Source organism: Plesiocystis pacifica SIR-1, from assembly GCF_000170895.1.
Lineage (GTDB): Bacteria > Myxococcota_A > Polyangia > Nannocystales > Nannocystaceae > Plesiocystis > Plesiocystis pacifica.
Map to the genome: position 1 here is coordinate 22,824 of NZ_ABCS01000042.1, position 19,777 is coordinate 42,600.

The following is a 19,777-nucleotide window of genomic DNA, read 5'->3' on the forward strand; positions in this document are numbered from 1 at the left end:
GCTACACCTGGGGCTGATGAGCACCCTCGACGCCGCGGCGTGCATCGGTAGCCACGACGTCCTGCTGATCACCCTGGACACGCTGCGCTACGACGTGGCCGAGGCGGCGCGACGGCGCGGCGAGACGCCGACCCTCGCGGGCCTGCTCGGAGGCGAAGCCTGGGAGCGCCGCCACTCCCCCGGCAACTTCACCTACGCCGCCCACCAGGCCTTCTTCGCCGGCTTCCTCCCGACCCCGGCCCGGCCCGGCCCGCACCCGCGGCTGTTCGCCCTGGCCTTCCCCGGCAGCGAGACCACCGGGCCCAAGACCGCGGTGTTCGACGCCCCGGACATCGTCGCGGGGCTCCGCGGCGCGGGCTACCGCAGCCTGTGCGCTGGCGGGGTCGGCTTCTTCAACCAGCTCACGCCCCTGGGCCGCGTGCTCCCAGCCTTGTTCGACGAGGCCCGCTGGTGCCCCGAGTTTGGCGTAGCCTGCCCGCGCTCGACGGAGCACCAGGTCGCGTGGCTGCGCGAGCGCCTGGCCGCCCTGCCCCGCGCGCGCCGGGTGTTCGCGTTCTTGAACGTCTCGGCCCTGCACCAGCCCAACTGCCACTACCTCCCCGGACGCACCCAGGACGACGCCGAGACCCAGGGCGCCGCCCTGGCCTACGTCGACGCCCAGCTCGCCTCGCTGTTCGCCGCCCTTCAGGCCCGCGCGCCGCTGCTCGCCGTCGTGTGCTCGGACCACGGCACGGCCTACGGCGAGGACGGCTACGTCGGGCACCGCCTGGGCCACCCCGTCGTCTGGGAGGTCCCCTACGCCGAAGCCATCTTGCCCCACCATCCCGATCCAGGGAGCGCACCGTGACCTCGACCCCAACTCGCTCCGCCATCGGGCAAAACCGAGTCCTCGACTACGCCAGCACCGAACGCCAGGTGACCAGCAGCGTGGCCGAGCTCCTCGCCGGCTCGCCCTTCATCGCCTACGGCTACGCCTACCCCCACAAGACCGCCTACCGGCCCCTCGCGCCCCCCGTCGAGCTGCGCGCGCTGTGGGCCGAGGAAGATCGCCGGGCGCTCTTTGTCTACGTGCACGTGCCCTTTTGCGCGGTCCGCTGCGGCTTTTGCAACCTGTTCACGCAAAAGCACCCGCCTGAGGAGCTGCCCGCTCGCTGGCTGAGCACGCTCTTCGAGCAGATGGACGCCGTCGCCGAGGCCGTGGGCGTGGGCCAGGCCGACACCGGCTTCGCCCGCTGGGCCCTGGGCGGGGGCACGCCGACCTTCCTCGAAGCCGGCGCCCTCGAGGCCCTGCTCGTCCGGCTGCGCGAGCGCTTTGGGGTCGACCTGCCGACCACGCCGAGCTCCGTCGAGACCTCCCCCGAGACCTGCACCGACGATCGCCTCGCCGTGCTCGAGGCCGCCGGGACCCGGCGGATCAGCATCGGGGTCCAGAGCTTCGCCGAGGCCAGCCTGCGCGCCGTGGGTCGACCCCAGGCCGCTCCCCTGGCCGTGGCCGCCCTCGACCGCATCCGCGCCCGCAGCTTCCCGATCCTCAACGTCGACCTCATCTACGGCATCGCCGGCCAGACCCCCGCGGACTTCGTCGCCGACATCGACCACGCGATGCGCTGGGCCCCGGAGCAGGTCTACCTCTACCCCCTCTACCAGCGCCCGCTGACGGGCCTGGGCAAGCGCGCGCGCAGCTGGGACGACCAGCGCATCGCCTGCCTGCGCGCCGGTCGGGCGCGGCTGCTCGAGGCCGGCTACGAGCAGGTCTCCATGCGCATGTTCCAGCGCCCGCCCGCGAGCCTCGGCCTGGACCCGGGCCCGGCCTACTGCTGCCAGGCCGACGGCATGATCGGCCTGGGCGTGGGCGCGCGCTCCTACGCCCGTAGCCTGCACTACTCCGACGACTGGGCCGTGGGCGCGGCCGGGGTCCGCAGCATCGTCGGCGAGTGGGTCGGGCGCACGCGGGCGGACTTCGAGCACGCCCGCCACGGCTTCGTCCTCGACGGCGACGAGCAGCGGCGGCGCTGGCTGATCCAGTCGCTCTTGCAGGTCGCGGGCCTCGAGCGCCAGGCCTACGTCGAGCGCTTCGGCGCCACCGTCGACGCGGACTTTGGTTCGACCCTCGCCGAGCTCGGCGCACACGGGCTGCTCGAAGACGACGGCGCGACCGTGCGCCCCACGACCCTCGGCCTCGAGTGGGCCGACGCCATCGCGCCCTGGCTGAACTCACCGGCCGTGCGCGCGGCCTCCCGGGACTACGAACTGCGATGAACCCTCGAACGCTCTGTGTCCTCGCCCTGCTCTGCGCGTGCGCGCCCGTGCCCGCCCTCGCTCCCGAGTCGCCAGCCGATCCGGCGCCGGCCGAGCCCGAAGCCGAGCCTGAGTCCCAGACGTCCCCGCAGCCAGAGCCCGATCCCAGCCCCGACGCCGGAGCGCGCTCCGAGGCCTGTCAGCATCACCTCGCCACCTTGGCCGAGGAGCTGTGCGGCGACGAGGCGGAGTGCATCGCCGAGCTCGAGATCGACTGCGGCCACACCCTCGACCTCGACGGCGACGGCCGCGACGACCGGGCCGTGCTCGCCCTCGACCCCGACTCTGGCGGGCTCACGATCGAGGTGCAGTTCGCCACGGGAGCCACGGAGGTCATCGGAGCCACGCCCACGCCCATGACCGAGGCGCCGGACATCGGCCAGCCCATGCCGCCGCCCTCGGACGCGCTCCCGCCCGATCTCTCGTGGATGGCCGCCTGGGACGTCGCGCGCTGGACCCAGACCGAGGACGGCCAAACCACGCTGGTCCGCGGTCGCCTCGGCCACGCGTCGGGTCCAGCCCTCGGCGACGGGCTGTGGGTCAGCGGCACCGACGCGGCCGCGATGCTCGTCTACACCAAAACGGGCTTCCTGCTGATTCAGCTCGGCTACTAGCAGGCCGCTTGGACGGGCGTGTGGCCAGGCTACGGGCCGCCTCGACCTTCCCGAGCGCACTACGGCTGCAAGGCACGAGCGCCGGGGCCGAAGAGGCAGCGATGCCTGGCGCACTTCATCAAGGAATCCTCGCGCTCTTTCGAGACGACCCATGGATGGCTTTTGTGCTCGCTCGAGTGGAGCGTCCACCCGGTCTCGAGACGCTCCTCGATCGGCAAGGGGCGCTCGACGCCTTCGACGTGGATCTGGCGCGGCGACAGCTCTTGCCCGATCTCGTGCTGGTCGCGGACGGCCAACGGCGCGCGGGCCGTGGCGGGGGCCTGGTGCTCACCGTCGAGGTCCAGAGCCGCACAAACGGGCAAAAACGTTGGCGAATCCCCCACTATCAGGCTGCGCTGGCCGACGAGCATGCGCGCGAAACCTGGGTCGTGGTGGTGTCCTTCAGCGCCGCGGTGTCCCGACAGCTGGCAGCCTGGGCCGAGACCGGGCCGCCCCGCTTCGAGGTGATCGTGCTCGACGCGAGTCGGGTACCGGTGGGCTGCGACATGGCCAAAGCGCTCGCCAGGCCGAGCGCAGCCGTGCTGGGCGCAGCCTTGCACGCCTGCCGGGGTGATCTCGACGCCGCGCGTTGGGGCCTCGAGGTCGTGTCCCGGCTCCCCGCCGAACGGCGCATGCGTGACGCGACCACGATCTTGGCCGCGGTAGACAAAGACATGCGCCTCACGCTGATCAAAGAATTTCCCTTCGCCCCCGACGACGATCGCCTCATGGAGATCGAGCGCCGAAGCGGCACCTATCACCTCGGCCACGAGGAGGGGCTCGAGAAGGGTCGAGAACAGGGGCTGGCGGAGGGCCGCCGCCATGTGCTGAAGACCATGGTGCTCGCGCTCCTGGAGCTTCGCGGGCTCACTGTGTCCGAGCTCGAGCGCGCCCGCATCGACCGCGAGACGGGCGTCGAGGTGCTCGAGCGATGGGCCGAGCTGGCGCGTACGGCCACGCACGCATCGGCCTTGTTCGAGCAGAGCTAGTTGAGATCCAGGGCCAGGCTCATCAGCGCCTTGCGATCGCAGATCTTCGTGGCGCTCTCCTCGGTCGCGCTCAGGATCACGTGGGGCGCCATGCCGGCCTCGTAGGCCTCTTGCCATCGAGCCGCGCACAGACACCAGCGATCCCCGGGCTCCAGCCCGGGGAAGCCAAACTCCGGGCGCGGGGTGCTCAAGTCGTTGCCGCGCGAGCGCGAGAAGGTCAGGAAGTCGGCGGTCACCTCGACACAGACCGTGTGGCTGCCGCGGTCGCGCGCGTCGGTGTGGCAGCAGCCGTCGCGGAACCAGCCCGTCATGGGCGAAGCGCTGCACAGCCGGAGCTCGGTGCCGAAGAAGTTCTTGCTGTCCTTGGTGGTCATGGCGCGCTCCGACCATAGCCCATCGGCGCTCGGTGGCACGGCGCCCCTGCCCAGAAGGCAGCGCGTATCCGCTGTGCGCGCTGATCCCCGACGACGAAACGCGACCCCCTTGGCCACCTCGGGCGTCCACGCGCGGGGCGGAGACTCGGCGCGCCAGGTAGCAAAGACACCACCATGAATGGCAGTCATCTACCCATGAGCACGCGTCCTTTGATTCACGTGACTGGCGGGCACAGTCTGAAGTCACGGCGACGCCCAATCCCGGGCGCCCCCGAGCACTCGGAAAGGACGCAGCCATGAAGACACGCACGAAGCTCAAAGCTGGCGGACGCTACATCATCATCGATTGAGCCCGTCGAGGACCTCGGACAGATGACCGATGCGGTCGCGCTTGGGGGCTCGCTTGCCCGGGCGCCGGTCGATGTGCACGGCCCGGGCGAAGCCCGCCCCCCGCGCGCCGCGGATGTCATCGCGCACGCTGTCGCCGACCATCACCAGCTCCTCGGGCGCGAGCCCCAGGCGCGCGGCGGTCAGCGAGAACACCCCCGGGTCGGGCTTGGCCACGCCCTCGTCGCAAGAGAACACCAGGGTGTCGAAGCGCTCGGCGAGGCCGAGCTCGAACACGGGCGCCTTGTAGGGCGCGGCCAGGTTCGAGAGCAGCGCCAACGCCAAGCCCTGATCCCGGGCCTGCTCGAGGACCTCGAGGGTCTCGGGGAAGAGCTCGACCTGGGCCAGACCCTCTTCCACCAAGCGCTCGTAGTGCGCCGGGCCCGGGCCCCGGCGGACCCCGGCCTGGGCGTGGAACTCGGCGATGCTCGGCACGGCCTGGGTCAGCGCGGCCCTCCGGGTCGAGCGCCACTTCCACGGCGGCAAGGCGAAGATGAGCTCGCGGTAGGCCCTCCACCCCTGGCCCCGGGTCACCAGGGTGCCGTAGAGATCGAAGACCAGACCGCGGACCGCCACGGCGCTGGGTTAGATCGCTCTTTGGCTCAGAGCAAGCCCGCTCGGGTCAGCGCGGCACAGGCGGCGTCGAGGGTCTGGGCTGGGGTCCCGCTTGCGTCGACGCTGTCCCAGGGGCAGGCGCTCGCGTCGACCGGGGACCACAGCTCGCTCAGCGCCTCGTACACGGCGAAGTCGGCGTCCGAAGGGTCGCTGCCCTCGCCCGCCCGGGCCTCGATGCGCGCGCGGGCGATCTCGGGCGGGAGGTCGAGGACCAGAAAGTGCACCGCGACCCCCCAGCGCGCGGCCGCGTCGACGAACTGGGACCGCCGAGCGCCGCTGACGAAGGTCGCGTCGACGATCGCCCGGCCGCCCGCCGTGCACGTCGCCTCGGCCTCCGCCAGGCACGCGGCGTAGGTCCGCTCGGTCCAGATCTTGGAGTAGAGCTCGGCGCTGCCCCGCTCGCTCGGCGCGAGGCCAGCCAGGGACTTGCGCACGGTGTCGGTGCGGATCCACTGGAAGCCGCCGCGCTCGCTCAGCCCCTGGGCGAGCACCGACTTGCCCGTACCCGGGAGCCCGCCCACGAGCAGCAGGCAGGGGCGCTGGCTCGAGTCGCTGAGCTCGGTCAGCGCCAGCAGCAGCCGCGCCTGGGCCTTGGTCCGCGCTCGCGCCCGCGCAGCCTCGCCGATCTCCGGTTCGGCCGCGGCCATCGCGGCGACCTTCGCCCGGACCGTCGCCCGGTAGCCCAGATAAAAGGGCAACAGCGCGGCCATGGCCTCCGCCGTGTCTCCCCCGCTCGCGTCCGCGAAGGCCTCGGCGAAGCCCCGGGCGAGGACCCACTCGCCCCGGGCCTGGAGGTCCATCATCAAGAAGGCGACGTCGGAGATGGGGTCGGCCCAGCGAAAGCGCGGGCCAAATTCGATGCGGTCGAGGAGCAGCAATTCGGCCCCCGGCCCAGTCCCGACCTGGGTCCCGATCTGGGTCCCGCTCTGGCCGTCCTCGACCAACCACTGCTCCCCCTCGCCGGTGCAGCGCAGGTCGTAGACGTGATCTAGACGCAGATCCCCGTGGGTATCCCGGATCGCCCCCGCCTCGTGGCGGGCATGCAGGCGCGGCCCGACCTCCCCGAGCACCGCGCGCGTCGCTTGCTCGAGGCGCGCGAGCAGCTCGGCGTCGACGGGCGGCGGCTCCCCCTGGGCGTGGGCCGCCTCGACGAGGGCGCCCAGCTGCTCGAAGTTCTGCTCGACGTTGGCCTCGACGGCCGCGCGGTCCCCCAGGCGCGCGAGCTCGGGGTGGGCCGCGGCCTGGTCCGCCCCCTCGGCGTAGAAGGCCGCGAGGACCTCGGCGAGGGCCTGGAGCTGGCTGGCCCGCAGCGCCCGGCGCCCCAGCAGCGCGCGGAAGGTCGCCGAGTCCGGCAGCCGGCGCATCCACACCGCCCACTCGACGATCGCCTCCTCGGGCCCGAGCGAGGGGCCCGCGCCCGGGGCCGTCTCCGGGCGCACGGACAGCTCGCCGCTCGCTTCGCGCACGATCGCGAGCACCCCGCGGTAGACCCCCGGCGCGAGGCGCTGGTTGACCTCCACCTCCGCGCGACAGTCCCGCTCGCGCGCCGCGAGGGTGGTGAAGTCCAGGAAGCCCAGGTCGACGGGCTTGTGGATCTTGACCACCTCGCGGTCGACGAGGAAGACCACCGAGATGTGGGTGTGGATGCGCTCGGGAGGGGCTCCCCGGGCGCTCAGCAGGACGTGGGCCTCGGGGCGGGACAGCCCCTCGATCAGCGCTTCGAGTTCCATGCTCGAAGTCAGCCTAGCGGGGCCCACGGCGGCCCATGGGGGCTAGATTTGCGTGCGCCAACGCGAGGACTTCCGGCTCGATTTCGCTTCCACCCGAGCCCCGCCGTGGTGCAATGTGGGCTGACGCGCCGCGCCTAGGAGCCCGTGCGTCCAGCTGATAGTCTCCGCCCGATGGCGAAAGACACCCGCGTGTCGACGAACCCCGTCGATACCCTCGTCTCTCCTCCGGCCGGCGAGTTCGTGCGTGGAGAGGTCGTCGGCGAGCGCTGGCGACTCGATGAGTTCCTCAGCCGCGGCGGCATGGGACGGGTCTGGCGCGCCATGGATCTGCGCCTCCAAGAGCCCGTCGCCATCAAGCTCATGGACCCGGCGCTGGTCGAGACCAACAGCGCCCGCGAGCGCTTCTTCCGCGAGGCCCGGGCCGCCGCCAAGCTCCGCGGCCCGCACGTGGTCTCGGTCCTCGACTTCGACGTCGACGTCAAGCGGCGCGTGCCCTACATCGCCATGGAGCTGCTCCACGGCGAGGACCTGGCCCGCCGCCTCGAGCGGGGCCCGCTCGACTACACCGCGACCCTGGCCGTGCTCGAGGACGTGTGCGCGGCCATGACCCGGGCGCACCGCCAGCAGATCATCCACCGCGACCTCAAGCCCGGCAACGTGTTCCTCGTCGACACCCCTGGGCCCCTGGGCGCCGGCGACACCGGCCTGGCCCCGCCCGAGCCGGCCTCGACCGCGGCCAAGGTCCTCGACTTCGGCATCGTCAAGCTCGGCCTCGAGCCCGACGCCCGGGCCCGGCCGCTGACCTCCGTGGGCATGCGCCTGGGCACGATCAGCTACATGAGCCCGGAGCAGATCGACAACTCCCGACAGGTCGATCGCCGGGCCGACCTGTGGTCCATCGCGGTCATCGCCTTCGAGTGCCTGACCGGGCGCCGGCCCTTCCAGGCCGAGTCCATCGTCGAGCTCATCAACGAGATCTGCAACGGCGATACCGTGGTCCCCTCGCGCGTCGCCCCGGTGCCCGCGGGCTTCGACGCGTGGTTCGCCCGCGGCACCCACCGCGACATCGAGCACCGCTTCTCCACGGCCAGCGAGCTGCTCGAGGCCTTCGCGGCCCTGGCCGGCGCGGCCGACCAGGTCGACGCCAGCCACCCCAGCGGGCGCAGCGGCGTGCTCGCCAGCAAGCTCGACCTCGTGCAGCGCCAGCCCGCCCAGGGCAGCCCGCAGATCGAGAGCTGGGCCTCCGACGCCAACCAGATCGACATCCGCGTCCTGAGCGAGATGACCTTCAAGAACGCGGTCGTCCACGAGTTCCTCGAGAGCGGCAACAAGCACTTCGTCACGGGCTCCAAGGGCCTCGGCAAGACCCTGCTGCTGACCTACAAGCGCTTCGCCCTGAGCGAGCAGTACCAGGGCCGGGCGGTGCGCTTGATCCCCGAGGGGCGCCCCTACCTCGACCTCATGGGCGACCTGCCGAGCATGCGCCAGGCGCAGATCGACCTGATGTCGAGCCTGGCCCAGTGCAAGCGGCTGTGGGCCTTCGCGTTCCGGGTCGCCGCGGTCTCGAACCACGCCGGGCTCGTCGACGAGGACCAGGACCGCGAGGACCTGCAGCACTTCCCCAAGCGCCTGCGCGCCATGGTCGAGGGCCGCCCGGCCCAGCCCACGGTCGTCGTCAAGGAGCTGCTCAGCCTGCCCTTTGGCCAGGTCAACCGGCTCATCGACGACACCGAGAGCTTCCTCGAGCACAAGATCCGCTCCCTGCACAGCGGCATGTTCATGTTCGTCGACAAGCTCGACCAGGCCCTGCGCCAGCTCCCGCGCCGGGCCTGGGTGCACATGCAGGCCGGGATGATCGAGGCGGCCTGGGACCTGATGAACACCAACCGCCACCTGAAGGTGTTCGCAACCATCCGCGAAGAGGCGTTCTCGAGCTACGAGTCGGACATCAAGACCAACCTGTTCGGCGCGGCCTCGGTGCTGCGCTACTCCAAGCGCGACCTCGAGGACATGCTCGAGAAGCTGACCCGCTTTTACGAGGGCCTGCCCCTGCGCGACTTCGTGATCTTCGACCTGGTCCGCGCCTCGTCCGTGGGCCGGCGCGAGGCGGTGTTCGACTACATCTACCGCCACACCCTGGGCCGCCCCCGGGACCTGGTCATCATCGCGTCCGAGATCAGCCGCAACCGCCGCTCCCTCGACGAGGGCACCTTCAAGCAGATCGTCCGCGAGACCTCGGCGAGCCTGCTGGTGTCCAACGTGTTCGACGAGATGCGCGTATTCCTCGAGGTCCTCCACGACCGGGACAAGCGCAACCACCTGCTGGCCGCCCTGCCCTACAACGTGCTGACCCACGACGAGCTCGTCGACCTGTGGTGCGAGTTCCACGGCATGCCGACGGACCGGGAGTACTACGAGCTCCACGGCAAGAACGCCGAGGAGGCCTACCACCCCTTCCGCGAGCTCTACGACTGCGGCCTGCTCGGGGTCATCGCCCGCGACCCCAGCACCGAGCGCAAGACCCAGCGCTTTCGCCAGCCCCACGACGCCGTCGCCGGCTCCCTGCGCCAGCTCCCGCGCTCGCGCTACTACCTGCTCCACCCGGCCCTCCAGACCCTGATCACCCGCCTCGCCGGGGGCGGCCACTTCCGGCCCTTCCGCCACGTGGCCATCGGCCACGGCCTGTCCTGGCCGCGCCACCTCGGGCCCATGCTCGACGTCCAGCGGGCCATGTTCAAGGTCGGCGAGCGCATCGACGAGGACCTCGAGGACGCCATCTTCGCTATCCTCGCCAAGCTCGAGCGCCACCTCAGCGCCGGCGAAGGCTTCTCCCTCGCCCGCGAGCTGGTCGCGTCGACGGACGCCTACAGCCGGCTGTGCGCCAACCTCGAGCGCAGCGGCTTCGACGAGCTCTACCTCGCGGTGCTCGAGCTCTTCCCGCCCCTCGAGACCCCCGCCGAGCCCCCGCCCGCTCCGGCTCGCCCGGCGACCCCCGAGCGGGCCATGGCCGAGGCCCAGACCCAGCGCCCCGGCCCGGTCCGAGGGCGGCCCGCCAAGCGCCCCTCCCGGGGCTCCGCCACCGACCGAGTCGTCGTCGCCATGCTGCTCGTCGACATGGTCAAGTCCACGCGCATGGTCCAGGACCTCGGCGACACCCACTTCGTCGAGCGCCTCGACCTGCTCGAGGAGGCCCTGCGCGAGGTCTCGGCCCCGCGCGTCCTCAAGGGCACGGGCGACGGCTTCCTCGCGGTCTACGACTCCGTGGCCCGGGCCATCGCCGCCAGCGACAGCTTGCGCGCGGGCTTCTCGGACCCGCCGCTGCGCCTGAACGTCCACCTTGGCGCGGTGCGCCTGGCCGCCAACGACGCCCTGGGCAGCGAGGTCCACCGGCTGTTCCGCATGGAGGCCGTGAGCGAGGAGGACCGGCTCGGGGCCCGGCCCGGTCCCGGCGAGCCCCAGCTGCCCGCGCAAAACCGCCTCGTGATTTCGCGGGCCGCCTGGACCGCCCTGCCCCCGGAGACCCGCGAGCGCTTCGTGGCCCTGGGGGACTTCGAGCTCGAGAGCTTCGACGACCCGGTGTCGCTCTACCTGGAGCTCGAGCTCGAGGCCGACTGAAGCCAACTGAAACCAGCTGAGGCCGATCGGGCCCCCGCTCGCCCCGCGCACATTGAAGCGTGGCCCCGCGGCCGAGCTGCTACCATGGCAGCGACGTGGCGGGCGAGGACGAGCGCAGCAAGGCAGGCCCCCCGCCCTTGCCTCCGACGACCGCGCAGATCATCGGAGAGCTCCTCGACGGCCGCTACCGCGTCCAGGGCGTCATCGGTGTCGGCGGCATGGGCTGCGTCTACCGCGGCCTCGACGAGCGCCTGGGCAAGCCCGTGGCCATCAAGGTCCTCGACCTCAGCCTCGGCGACCGCCCCCGGCAGGTCCAGCGCTTCGGCCGGGAGGCCCGGGCCATGGCCGCGATCCGCCACCCCAACGTCGTCGAGGTGTTCGACTTTGGCCAGACGCCGACCTGCGTCTACCTGGTCATGGAGCTGCTCACCGGCTGCCCCCTGTCCGAGCTCATCGGCGACGGCCAGCGCATCGACTGGGCCCTGCTCGCGCCCCTCGCCACGCAGATCGTCCGGGCCCTCGCGGCCTCGCACCGCGCGGGCGTCGTCCACCGCGATCTCAAGCCCAGCAACATCTTCCTGATCGACAACGGCGACGGCGAGGTGTCCCTCAAGGTCCTCGACTTCGGCATCGCCAAGCTCAACGACGGCATGCAGCTGACCCAGGCCGGCTCGGTGTTTGGGACCGCCGCCTACATGGCCCCCGAGCAAGCCACGGGCGCCGAGGTCGACGCCCGCGCCGACCTCTACGCCGCGGGCTGCGTGCTGTTCGAGGCGCTCACCGGCTGGCCGCCGTTCACCGGCGGCACCTACATCGAGGTCCTCGGCAAGCAGGTCCAAGAGGCCGCCCCGCGCCTGGCCGAGGTCGCCCCGGAGCTGCGCGTCCCGCCGGCGCTCGAGGCCGTCCTCGCCCAGGTCCTGGCCAAGCGCCCCGAGGATCGCTTCTCGGACATGCGCGCCTTCGAGGCCGCCCTGGCCGGCGCCCCCCCGCTCGCCCCGAGCTCCAAGGCCGCCCAGGACGCGCTCGCGGCCAAGATCCAGGCCCACTCGGCCGCGACCCCGGAGCTGCTCCGCGCCGAGGCCACGGCCAACTTCGCCGCCGTGCTCGAGGCCCTCGCGTTCGTGTTCGTGACCCTCGGCCACGCCCCCGACGCCAACCTCGACGCCGCGGAGCTCGAGACCATCCGCGAGCGCCTGCGGACCTGGAGCACCGGCCCGAGCGCCCCGGCGGCGAACGGCCGCGACGCCATCGTCGAGCTCGTCGACGACACCTACGCGACCTTCGCCAGCATCCAGGGCATCGACGCCCGCCTGTCCAAGGCCTGGGCGCAGATGGACTGGCTCGGCAGGACCCTCAGCCTGAGCGCGCGGACCCGCGTGCTCGCGGACCTGTGGGCCATCGCCCGCGCCGACGGCCGGGTGACCATCCTCGAGGAGCGCTTCCTCGCCGAGGCCGCCCAGCGCTTCGAGCTGCCCCACGCCGCGCCGACCAAGGAGCCCACGCGCCAGCTCTCCCGCGCCCCCTACACCCCCGCGGGCGGCGGGCCGGCCCTTGGCGGTGGACACGGCCACCACGCGCAGACCAAGCACATGGTGTTCTCGGCCAAGGCCATCGGGCCCGACCCCGAAGATTCGCTCGACTAGCCCGACTCGCTAGACCCGCTCGAGCTCGGCGACGAGGCCGAAGTGGTCCGAGGGAAACAGCCCGCGCTGCCCCGGCACCACGGGCTCGTCGCCGATGATCTCGATGGACGCGGGCCGCCAGCTCGACCCGCGCACGAGCACGCGATCCAGCCGTCGGCTGGGCTCACCAGGAAAGGAGCCCGCCCGCGCCATGTCGCTGCGCTCGATGTCCCAGGTATGCCCGGGCTCACCGGGGCGCAGGGCCGTCCACGCGTCGACAAAGTCGGGATCTAGGTGGTCCGTGTCTGGCCGCTCGCCGTCGCCAAAGTTGAGGTCGCCGCAGAAGATCGTCGCGTCGACCTGGGGGTCGTCGCGCTCGCGCTCGAGGGCCGCGAAGATGGCGTCGAGCTGCCGGGCGCGGACCGGCCCGTCCTCGAGCAAGCTCTCCATGTGCGTGGTCCCCACGGCCAACCGCTCACCCCCGCCCAGCTCGACGTGGGCGACGAGCAGGCTGCGGCCCTGGGCCCCCGGGAGCCGCAGCGCGCGGGCGTGGGGGACGGGGAAGCGCGAGAGGATGAACTGCCCGTTGGGCCTGGCTGGGGCGCCGTCGATCTCGGCGACGAAATACTCGCGCAGCCACGGCGTGTCGGCGACCCAGGGCAAGAACCATGGCGCGACCTCCTGGAGGGCGATGAGGTCCGCACGCGCCTCGCGGAGCACCCGAAACACGGCGGGGATCCGCTCTGCGGTTGCGACTTCGTCGGCGAGCACGTTGTAGGTCACGACCCGCAGCCGCGAAGGTCCGACTTCGACCTTGGCCTCGCCAGCTTCCGCGCCTCGCGGCTCGACCCCCTCGCCCACGGGGCTCGCGGACCGGCGAGGCCCGCAGCCGGACGTCAGCAGGGCCAGGCCCGCGCCTCCCAGGCCCCGAGTGAACTGTCGCCGGCGCACCCTCGAGCTCTAGCACCCGACCCCTCACTCGTCGATGACCAGCGCGAGGTGGTGGCGGACCAGGCGGACCCCCCTGTCGCTCGTTGGACGCGCGCTGGCCCCAACGCCCGCCTGTCCCTGCCCCTGTCCCTGTCCCTGTTCCGGGGCATCGCTCAGCTCGATGGTCACCGTCCACTCCCCCGCCGCCAGGCCGAGCTCATCGATGGTCCCGCGCAGGCGCACCGCCCCCGAGTCGGCGACCTGCGTGCGGCTGGGCTGAGGCAGCGCGCGGCGCTGGCCTGCCGCGGCGCTCGGAGCCGCGAACAGCTCGACGGCCACGGGCGCGTCCCGGGCCTGCGAGGGGCGCAGGCGCCAGTCGAAGGCGTCGTGCGTGCCGTAGCGAAGGGGCTCGAAGCCGTGCTCGGGCCCAGCCGAGCGCGCGCTCCGGCGACCCGCGTCGGTGTCCAGGCTGTAGTCGGGCATGGACGCCGGTGTGGCCGCGAGCGCCGGCACCTCGGCCTGGGCCACGAGCGGGTCCGCGGGCGCGGGGCTCAGGGTGTAGACCAAGGTCGCCGCGACAGCCGCCGAGGCCACGCACAGGCCGGCCCAGCCCAGGGTGCCCACCGTGCCCGAGCTCGAGCCGGTGAGCCGGTCCCACACCCGACCCAGCCACGCGGGCCCAGATCGGCCCTCGGTCCGGCGCGCGCGCGGCGAGCCGAGCTCCCCCCGGGTGACCTCGAGCAAGAGCTCGACCAGGCGCTCTCTCTCGCCGGAGTCGAAGGGGCGCAGGTACTCCCGCTCCCGCTCGAGGTTCCGCTCGGCCCGCCCGAGGACCGCGATGAACTCGTCGAGGCTGTCCTCGATGCACCCATCAAGCTCGCGCGTACCGTTCATGACGACTCTCCTTTGGGGACGAGGCCTCGGGATCTGACGGGCCGCCCACCTTGGAGTGTTCGCTCGGGCTCGGGTCGTGGAGGTCGAGGCTGCGCACGATCTTGCGCAGCCGCGTGCGCCAGGCGTAGATGGCGTCCCGGCTCATGCCCATGGCCGCGCACACCTCCGGGACCTCGCGCTCTTCGATGTAGAGCATGCGAAACAGCTCCCGGCCGCGCTCGTCGAGGCGCTCGTCGAGGGCCAGGACCAGGCGATCGAGGCGCGAGCGCTGCTCGAGGCGCTCGACGATGGGGCTGCGCCCGCCGTTGCCAGCGCTTTGGGCCATGGACGCGCGCAGCTCGATGTCTTCGGGGGCCTCGCTGTCCTCGGCGAAGGGGTTGCGCCGACGGCTACGCAGGGTGCGGTAGACGCTGCGCCGGGCGACCAGGCGGACGAAGCCCGTCAGGCCGTGACCGCGGCTCGGGTCCCAGGCCCGCAAGACCTTGGCGTCGTCGGCCAAGAGCATGGCGAACACGTCCTGGACCGCGTCGCGCACGGCCTCGCGGGGGTTCCGGCCCCGCGCCTGGCCGCTGCGCATGAACGCGAAGCCGACCTCGGACTGGACGACGGGTAGCAGCTCGCGGACCAGGTGCTCCATGGCTCCGCGCTCGCCCTGGAGCGCCCGCGCCAACGAGGTTTCGAGTTGGTCGGCCTTCACGCCTCCCACTTCGCCGCGTGCTCGGGATATCTGACGCCGCGTTCGTGCAGCCCCGATTCACAGTTGGCTTCGCGGACGTGGGATCAAACGCGGAACTCTGCGCCACGACCCCGACATTTGGCCACGCCCTCCCAGACCCCGACTCACGGCACCCACGCGCGCCACTTGGCGAAGCGCGGGTCCTGGCGTTGGATCGCGCTCAGGGCCGCGCTCAGGGCCGCCTCGACCGCTTCCGGGCCCTCCTCCAGGGCCTCCGCGGGCAGCCGCGCGTAGAGCAGCTCGGCGAACTCCCGGGCGAGGCTGTCGTCGACGGGATCGCGGGGGGCGATGACCATGCGCGCGCCGGCCAGCAGGAAGGCCGTCGCCATGTTCATGCCCCCGTCGATGGCCCGAGGATCGCTCGTGCCCGCGTCGCAGGCCCCGAGCACGGCGATGGCCGGCGCCCGGCCGTAGGCGACGAGGCCGCGGGCGTCGACCTCTCGCCCGGGCGCGACGAGCAGCGCGCTGTCCCAGCCGACCAGCCCGCCGTAGCTCCCGTGGCCGCTGTAGTGCAGCAGCAAGGGCGTGGCCTCGGCGCCGAGAGTCCAGCTGCCCTCGACCGAGAGCTCGAGGGCGCCCAGGCGTTCGCGCACGGCGGCGATCTCCCGGGGCGCCTCGGCGAGGCCGTCAGGGTCGCCGGCGAGCACCACGGCGCCGCGACTCGCGTCGGGGCGCGAGCCCTCGCTGGCTCCGAGGCCCAGCCCGTAGCGCCAGCGAGGGCTCGAGCGACCTTTGCGTGGAGACAGCGGCCGGGCATGGAAATCGACGTCGACGAACACGCCCGTGGGGATCACCGTGATCGCCTCGAGCTCGTCGAGCTGACCCGCCTCGACGAGCCACCCCAGGGCGCGGTCGGCCATCGCCTCGGCGGCGCCGTCCTCCACCTCGAAGACCGTGACCGCGTCGCCCCGGGCGAAGAAGAAGCGCCAGCCCGGGCGGCGACCGAGCGCGTCCAGCTCCCGCGGAAACATGGTCAGCAAGGCGGCGGAGCCCGTCCGCGAAGACGAGCGGACCGCCTCGCAGCGCCACGGCTCGCCCTCGCCCTCGAGCAGGCTCATGACCTCGCGCTCGAGGGCGTCGAGGGCCTCCCCCTCGTCCTTGGCTCGGCGCTCGAAGGCCGCGAACTCCTCGGCGCTGAGGGCCCACGCGTCGGCGAGCTCCGTCGCCAGCCGCTCGCGTCGCTCGGCGTGCTCCAACAACAAGGCGCGCGCGCGTCCGCGGGTCCGCGCCTCCACGCCCGCTTCGTCGAGCGAGCGGCGTCCCGCCGCGAGGCCTCGGAGATGGCGCGCGCGCGCGCCCAAGACCGTGCACAGGGCCTCCTCGCGCTGATCGTCGGCGAGCGCGAGCGCGGCGTGCTGCGCGACCGCACGGCTGTGGCTCGACGCGAACAGGCTCCGCCCCGCGTCGGGGGCGATGCTCGACGCGAGGGCGTCGCTCACCGCCGTCGCCCGTGCGTAGCTCCCCCGCGCGTCCTCGCTACGCCCGGCCAGGACCTCGAGCTCGGCCCGGGTCAACAACACGCGCAACGAGTCCTCGTTCTCCCGCCCGAGAGAGGCGAGGGTCTCGGCGCGCTCGAGGTGGACCCGCGCCGCCGCGAAGCCACCGCCGCCGCCAGCTTTGATGCGCGCCTGGGTCAGCTCCACGAACACCAGATCGTGGGCGCTCAGCGTGCCGCGCTCGGCCTCGGTCATCGCCTCGAGCTCGCCCCGAGCCTCGTCGTAGCGACCGGACTGCGCGGCCGCGACCGCAGCGTTCAGGCGCGCTCGCCCGCGGGACGAGTTGGTCAGCGCCGCGCTCTTGGCCCGACGCAACAGGGCCTGGGGCTCGGGCTCGCTCGGCACCTCCTCGCGCTCGAGGATCTGCACCCACGCGAGGGTGTTGAACACCGTCGGCCTCAAGTTCTCGGGGAGCGTGGACAGGCTGCGCTCGTCGAGCGCCTTCGCCCGCAGCTCCCTCGCCTCGGCGAAGCGACCCAGACGGGCGAGCGCCGTGGCCTCCATCGCCAGCGCCGAGACGTAGCGCCGGTGCATCCACGTCCGCCCTGCTGCGATCCTCGCCCGGGTGAAGCCCTCGACGGGCTCGTCGAGCTTGCCCAGGCGCTGCTCGAGCTGAGCGCCGTAGTAGTCCCGATCGAAGCGGACCTCCGCGCCGTGAACCCGCTCAGCGGCGAGCGCCTCGAGGGCCTCGAGGGCGACGCCCGCCCCCTCGAGGTCCATCGTCGCCCCGTTCAAGCCAGCGTGGGCCGCGATGGCGTACAGGCGCCCTCGACAGCCGACCTCTCCGTGATCCGCGAGCTCGCCGAGCACGGGTTCAGACAGCCGCTCGAGGGCCTGCGGGCCCCCCCTGTAGACCTCCCGAACCGCGCGCGCGCAATTCAGCAGCGCCGCCTCGCGCGGCTCCGTCACGACGCCGTCGCCAAGGATGGCGTCGAGGTAGGCCAGCGAGACCTCGCGCAGCTCCACCCGCGCGACCGCGCCGCTGGCCGATCGCAAGGTCCGGGTGACCACGCTCGGCCCCTCCTCCACCTCCCAGATCCGCCCGAGCCCGTCGTCGAGGTCCGGGCGGAACGCGTCCATGACCACGCCCGAGCCCGCGAGGATCTTCGCGCGGGTCCCCGGCCGCCGCGCGCAGACCACGACGCTGGGCGACTCGACGAACAGGCCGTCGCAGCCCACGAAGGCGAGCTCGATCGGATCGGGTGCCAGCTTCGACGGCGAGGAGGGGCTCGCGGCGGGGAGCTCGGACGCCTTGGCCTCGGCCTCGCTGCGCCCATCGCCACCGCAAGCGAGCGCCGACACCCACGCCGCCAACACGAGCGCGCGCGCGCAGCCAGTCCTCGCCCTCGTCCGCATCCCGTCGAGGCTCGCCCCCGACGGGCGCGGACGCAAGCCGCCCGCGTCAGCGGATCACGCGGAGCTCGTTGCCCGTCGTGAAGCTGCGCTGGGTCGTCGTGTCGGTGAAGCGGAAGTCGATCCACCCCGAGACCGCGTCCTTGGAGAAGGCTGCGTCGTCGAGCACGTGCAGGCGCCCGTCCTCGAGGCCCGGGGTGAACTGGGAGCCCCAGTAGGTGTGCTGGTGCCGAGTGCCGTCGCCGTCGACGAGGGTGATCGTCAACGAATCCACGGTGTAGCCCGTCGTGAACACGGCGCTCAAGGTAATGTGCGCCTTCCCGCCGTTGACCGTCCCCGGGCCCGTGGTCTCGACGTCGCAGGGCGGACAGGGCGTGTCCTCGGGCTGCGGGAAGGTCCAGGCCTCGGGCAGCTGACTGGGGTCTTGCTGGGGCTGAAAGCGCGGCAGGTAGCGCGTGAGCGCCTCGCCGCAGGCCTCGCACTCGAAGGGCGCCGACGCCGGCGCGTCGTGAGTGGCACCATCGGCCGCCGCCGGGCCCATGGCCGCGCGCAGGTCGCTGCACCACGCCGCGTTGTCCCAGGTCGCCGCCGCGCACCCGAGGGGGCTCCCGCTCACCGCCTCGAGCCCCTCGCACACGTCGACGACCTTCTGCCCGCCCGCGTAAACCTGAGTCCCGGGGACCGCCGGGGGGCTGATGTCGGGCGCATGCGGCGAGCTCCCCCCCGCCGCATAGACCGCCTCGACCACCGCGTCACCGCGCATGCTCGGCTTCGAGGCCCAGGCCAGCGCGACCGCCCCCGAGGCCACGGCCGTGGCGATGGAGCTGCCGTTTTGCGGCCCGTGGCTGCGGGTGCCCTCGACGATGCCCTGGAAGCCCGTCGCCGCCAGCCAGGCGTGGGATCCCGGTCGGTGGCTCATCAGCGGCTGCCCCCCGAGGTCCAGGGGCGTGACGGCGTAGAGCATGGCCTGGCCCTGCACCGGCGAGTCCTCGCCCATGAGCTGGGCGCACATCGCCGAGTCCGGCGTGGGCAGCTGGGCGAACATCGCCGGGCCCATGGTCTGGTCCACGCAGGTGCCGCTGGGCTGGTTGCCCGAGGCCGCGAACACCAGGCCGCCGTGGCAGCGCGCGTAGGCGATGGCCTCGTGGACCGAAGCGGCCGCGGGGCTGAGCGGGTCGGCGATCGGGCTGCCCTGCCCGGGCGCGCCGTCGACCACGGGCTCCCAGCCCGCCGAGAGGTTGATGACCAGCTTGACGCCCTGGCCGCGCTCGCTCGCCTTCCAGCGATCGACGGCCTCGCGGATGCCCGCGGCGAGGTCGCTCTGGTAGCCGAAGTAGCCCCCGCCCTGGGGGTCCGCGACGACGCCCTGGCCGTCGTCCCAGCGCGGCATGCCGGCGACGGTGTGGACCACGACCGCGCCGTCGCTGCCGTCGACGACGGCCTCGACGATCGACGCGACGATCTTGCCGTGGTTGGCGCGGGCCTGGCTGCGGTCGCGGCCCGCCGTGTCGACGACGTAGACCGCGACCTTCGGCGTGCCGCCCGGGACCGCGCTGGCGACCTTGCTGGGATCGGGCATGCCGATGGCGCGGGCGAAGCTGGCCTCGAGCACCGGGGCGATGGCGCTGCCGTAGCTGCCCGCAGCCGCGGGCGGATTGGCCACGGGGCTGACCCGGCAGTCCGGCCCCATGCGCACCGTCCCCTTCGGGCCCAGGCGCTTTTTGAGCACCCCCTCGAGCTTGGCGACGGCCTCCTTGGTGACCTTGGTGCTGGGCTTGGGCGTGTAGGCGCACAGCACCGCGCCGCCGGCCGTGGTCATCGGCAGCGCCGCGCCCGTCCAGCCCGCGGCCTCCTCAGCAGCGCCGCCGCAGGTCGAGCCCGGCGGAAGCTCGACGACCTGCCGGGCCGGATCACACAGCGCGTCGCTGGGCAGCGGCGCCGCCGGAGGGCAGGGCTGGTCGTAGCTCGCCTCGACGGGGTCGTCCCCGTCGCCCTTCTCCTCGCCCCCCTCGGCGCTCGTCGTCTCGCCGATGAGGTCGTCGATGATCGGACAGCCGCCCAAGCCCACCGTCACCCCGAGCAGAA

14 protein-coding genes are annotated in these 19,777 nt (G+C 72.8%); 6 read left to right on the forward strand and 8 right to left on the reverse strand.

The features are described from left to right. Window positions 1–16: 16 nt before the first annotated feature. The 4 genes from PPSIR1_RS21020 (at window position 17) to PPSIR1_RS21040 (ending at window position 3,940) form a co-directional block, all read left to right on the forward strand. Complete coding sequence (locus tag PPSIR1_RS21020) at window positions 17–847, forward strand: STM4013/SEN3800 family hydrolase (RefSeq protein WP_006973164.1); 831 nt, start codon at window positions 17–19, stop codon at window positions 845–847. Next, window positions 844–2,259, forward strand: a complete 1,416-nt coding sequence (locus PPSIR1_RS21025; RefSeq protein ID WP_006973165.1) for an STM4012 family radical SAM protein — start codon at window positions 844–846, stop codon at window positions 2,257–2,259. The genes PPSIR1_RS21020 and PPSIR1_RS21025 overlap by 4 nt, the downstream gene beginning before the upstream one ends. Further along, window positions 2,256–2,912 carry a hypothetical protein gene (locus PPSIR1_RS21030; protein WP_157595779.1) on the forward strand — a complete coding sequence of 219 codons (657 nt, stop codon included), beginning with the start codon at window positions 2,256–2,258 and terminating at the stop codon, window positions 2,910–2,912. Before PPSIR1_RS21025 ends, PPSIR1_RS21030 begins: the two co-directional genes overlap by 4 nt. 155 nt (window positions 2,913–3,067) lie before the next feature. Then, the gene (locus PPSIR1_RS21040) at window positions 3,068–3,940 is read left to right on the forward strand and encodes a hypothetical protein (RefSeq protein ID WP_086001554.1); all 873 of its coding nucleotides are present in this window, start codon (window positions 3,068–3,070) and stop codon (window positions 3,938–3,940) included. On the opposite strand, the gene PPSIR1_RS21045 is transcribed toward PPSIR1_RS21040, so the two are convergent. The 3 genes from PPSIR1_RS21045 to PPSIR1_RS21055 all read right to left on the reverse strand — a co-directional run bounded on the left by PPSIR1_RS21045 (window position 3,937) and on the right by PPSIR1_RS21055 (window position 7,046). Further along, on the reverse strand, window positions 3,937–4,314 hold the full coding sequence (locus PPSIR1_RS21045; protein ID WP_006973169.1) for a DUF2237 family protein: 378 nt from the start codon (window positions 4,312–4,314) through the stop codon (window positions 3,937–3,939). The genes PPSIR1_RS21040 and PPSIR1_RS21045 overlap by 4 nt on opposite strands. Before the next feature lie 339 nt (window positions 4,315–4,653). Continuing rightward, window positions 4,654–5,277: an HAD family hydrolase gene (locus PPSIR1_RS21050; protein WP_006973170.1), complete on the reverse strand. Its 624-nt coding sequence runs from the start codon at window positions 5,275–5,277 to the stop codon at window positions 4,654–4,656. Window positions 5,278–5,303: 26 nt separating this feature from the next. Continuing rightward, complete coding sequence (locus PPSIR1_RS21055) at window positions 5,304–7,046, reverse strand: bifunctional aminoglycoside phosphotransferase/ATP-binding protein (protein WP_006973171.1); 1,743 nt, start codon at window positions 7,044–7,046, stop codon at window positions 5,304–5,306. 171 nt (window positions 7,047–7,217) lie between these two features. Here PPSIR1_RS21055 and PPSIR1_RS21060 point away from each other — a divergent pair, with 171 nt between their 5' ends. Next, complete coding sequence (locus PPSIR1_RS21060) at window positions 7,218–10,661, forward strand: P-loop ATPase, Sll1717 family (protein ID WP_006973172.1); 3,444 nt, start codon at window positions 7,218–7,220, stop codon at window positions 10,659–10,661. A 95-nt stretch (window positions 10,662–10,756) separates the two neighbouring features. Continuing rightward, window positions 10,757–12,304: a protein kinase domain-containing protein gene (locus PPSIR1_RS50790; protein ID WP_157595780.1), complete on the forward strand. Its 1,548-nt coding sequence runs from the start codon at window positions 10,757–10,759 to the stop codon at window positions 12,302–12,304. 9 nt (window positions 12,305–12,313) lie between these two features. Here the strand turns inward: PPSIR1_RS50790 and PPSIR1_RS21070 are convergent, their stop codons facing one another. The 5 genes from PPSIR1_RS21070 to PPSIR1_RS21090 all read right to left on the reverse strand — a co-directional run bounded on the left by PPSIR1_RS21070 (window position 12,314) and on the right by PPSIR1_RS21090 (window position 19,766). Then, window positions 12,314–13,234 carry an endonuclease/exonuclease/phosphatase family protein gene (locus tag PPSIR1_RS21070; RefSeq protein ID WP_086001555.1) on the reverse strand — a complete coding sequence of 307 codons (921 nt, stop codon included), beginning with the start codon at window positions 13,232–13,234 and terminating at the stop codon, window positions 12,314–12,316. A 24-nt stretch (window positions 13,235–13,258) separates the two neighbouring features. Next, window positions 13,259–14,107: a hypothetical protein gene (locus PPSIR1_RS21075; RefSeq protein ID WP_006973175.1), complete on the reverse strand. Its 849-nt coding sequence runs from the start codon at window positions 14,105–14,107 to the stop codon at window positions 13,259–13,261. Next, a complete protein-coding gene (locus PPSIR1_RS21080) occupies window positions 14,085–14,804 on the reverse strand; it encodes an RNA polymerase sigma factor (RefSeq protein WP_006973176.1) in 720 nt (239 codons plus the stop codon). The genes PPSIR1_RS21075 and PPSIR1_RS21080 overlap by 23 nt, the downstream gene beginning before the upstream one ends. A 143-nt stretch (window positions 14,805–14,947) precedes the next feature. Beyond that, entirely contained in the window at window positions 14,948–17,641 is a 2,694-nt protein-coding gene (locus PPSIR1_RS21085) for a CHAT domain-containing protein (protein ID WP_045116446.1), read from the reverse strand. Window positions 17,642–17,741: 100 nt separating this feature from the next. Beyond that, window positions 17,742–19,766 (reverse strand): S8/S53 family peptidase, encoded by a 2,025-nt coding sequence (locus PPSIR1_RS21090; RefSeq protein ID WP_006973178.1) that lies wholly within the window; start codon window positions 19,764–19,766, stop codon window positions 17,742–17,744. Window positions 19,767–19,777 lie beyond the last annotated feature (11 nt).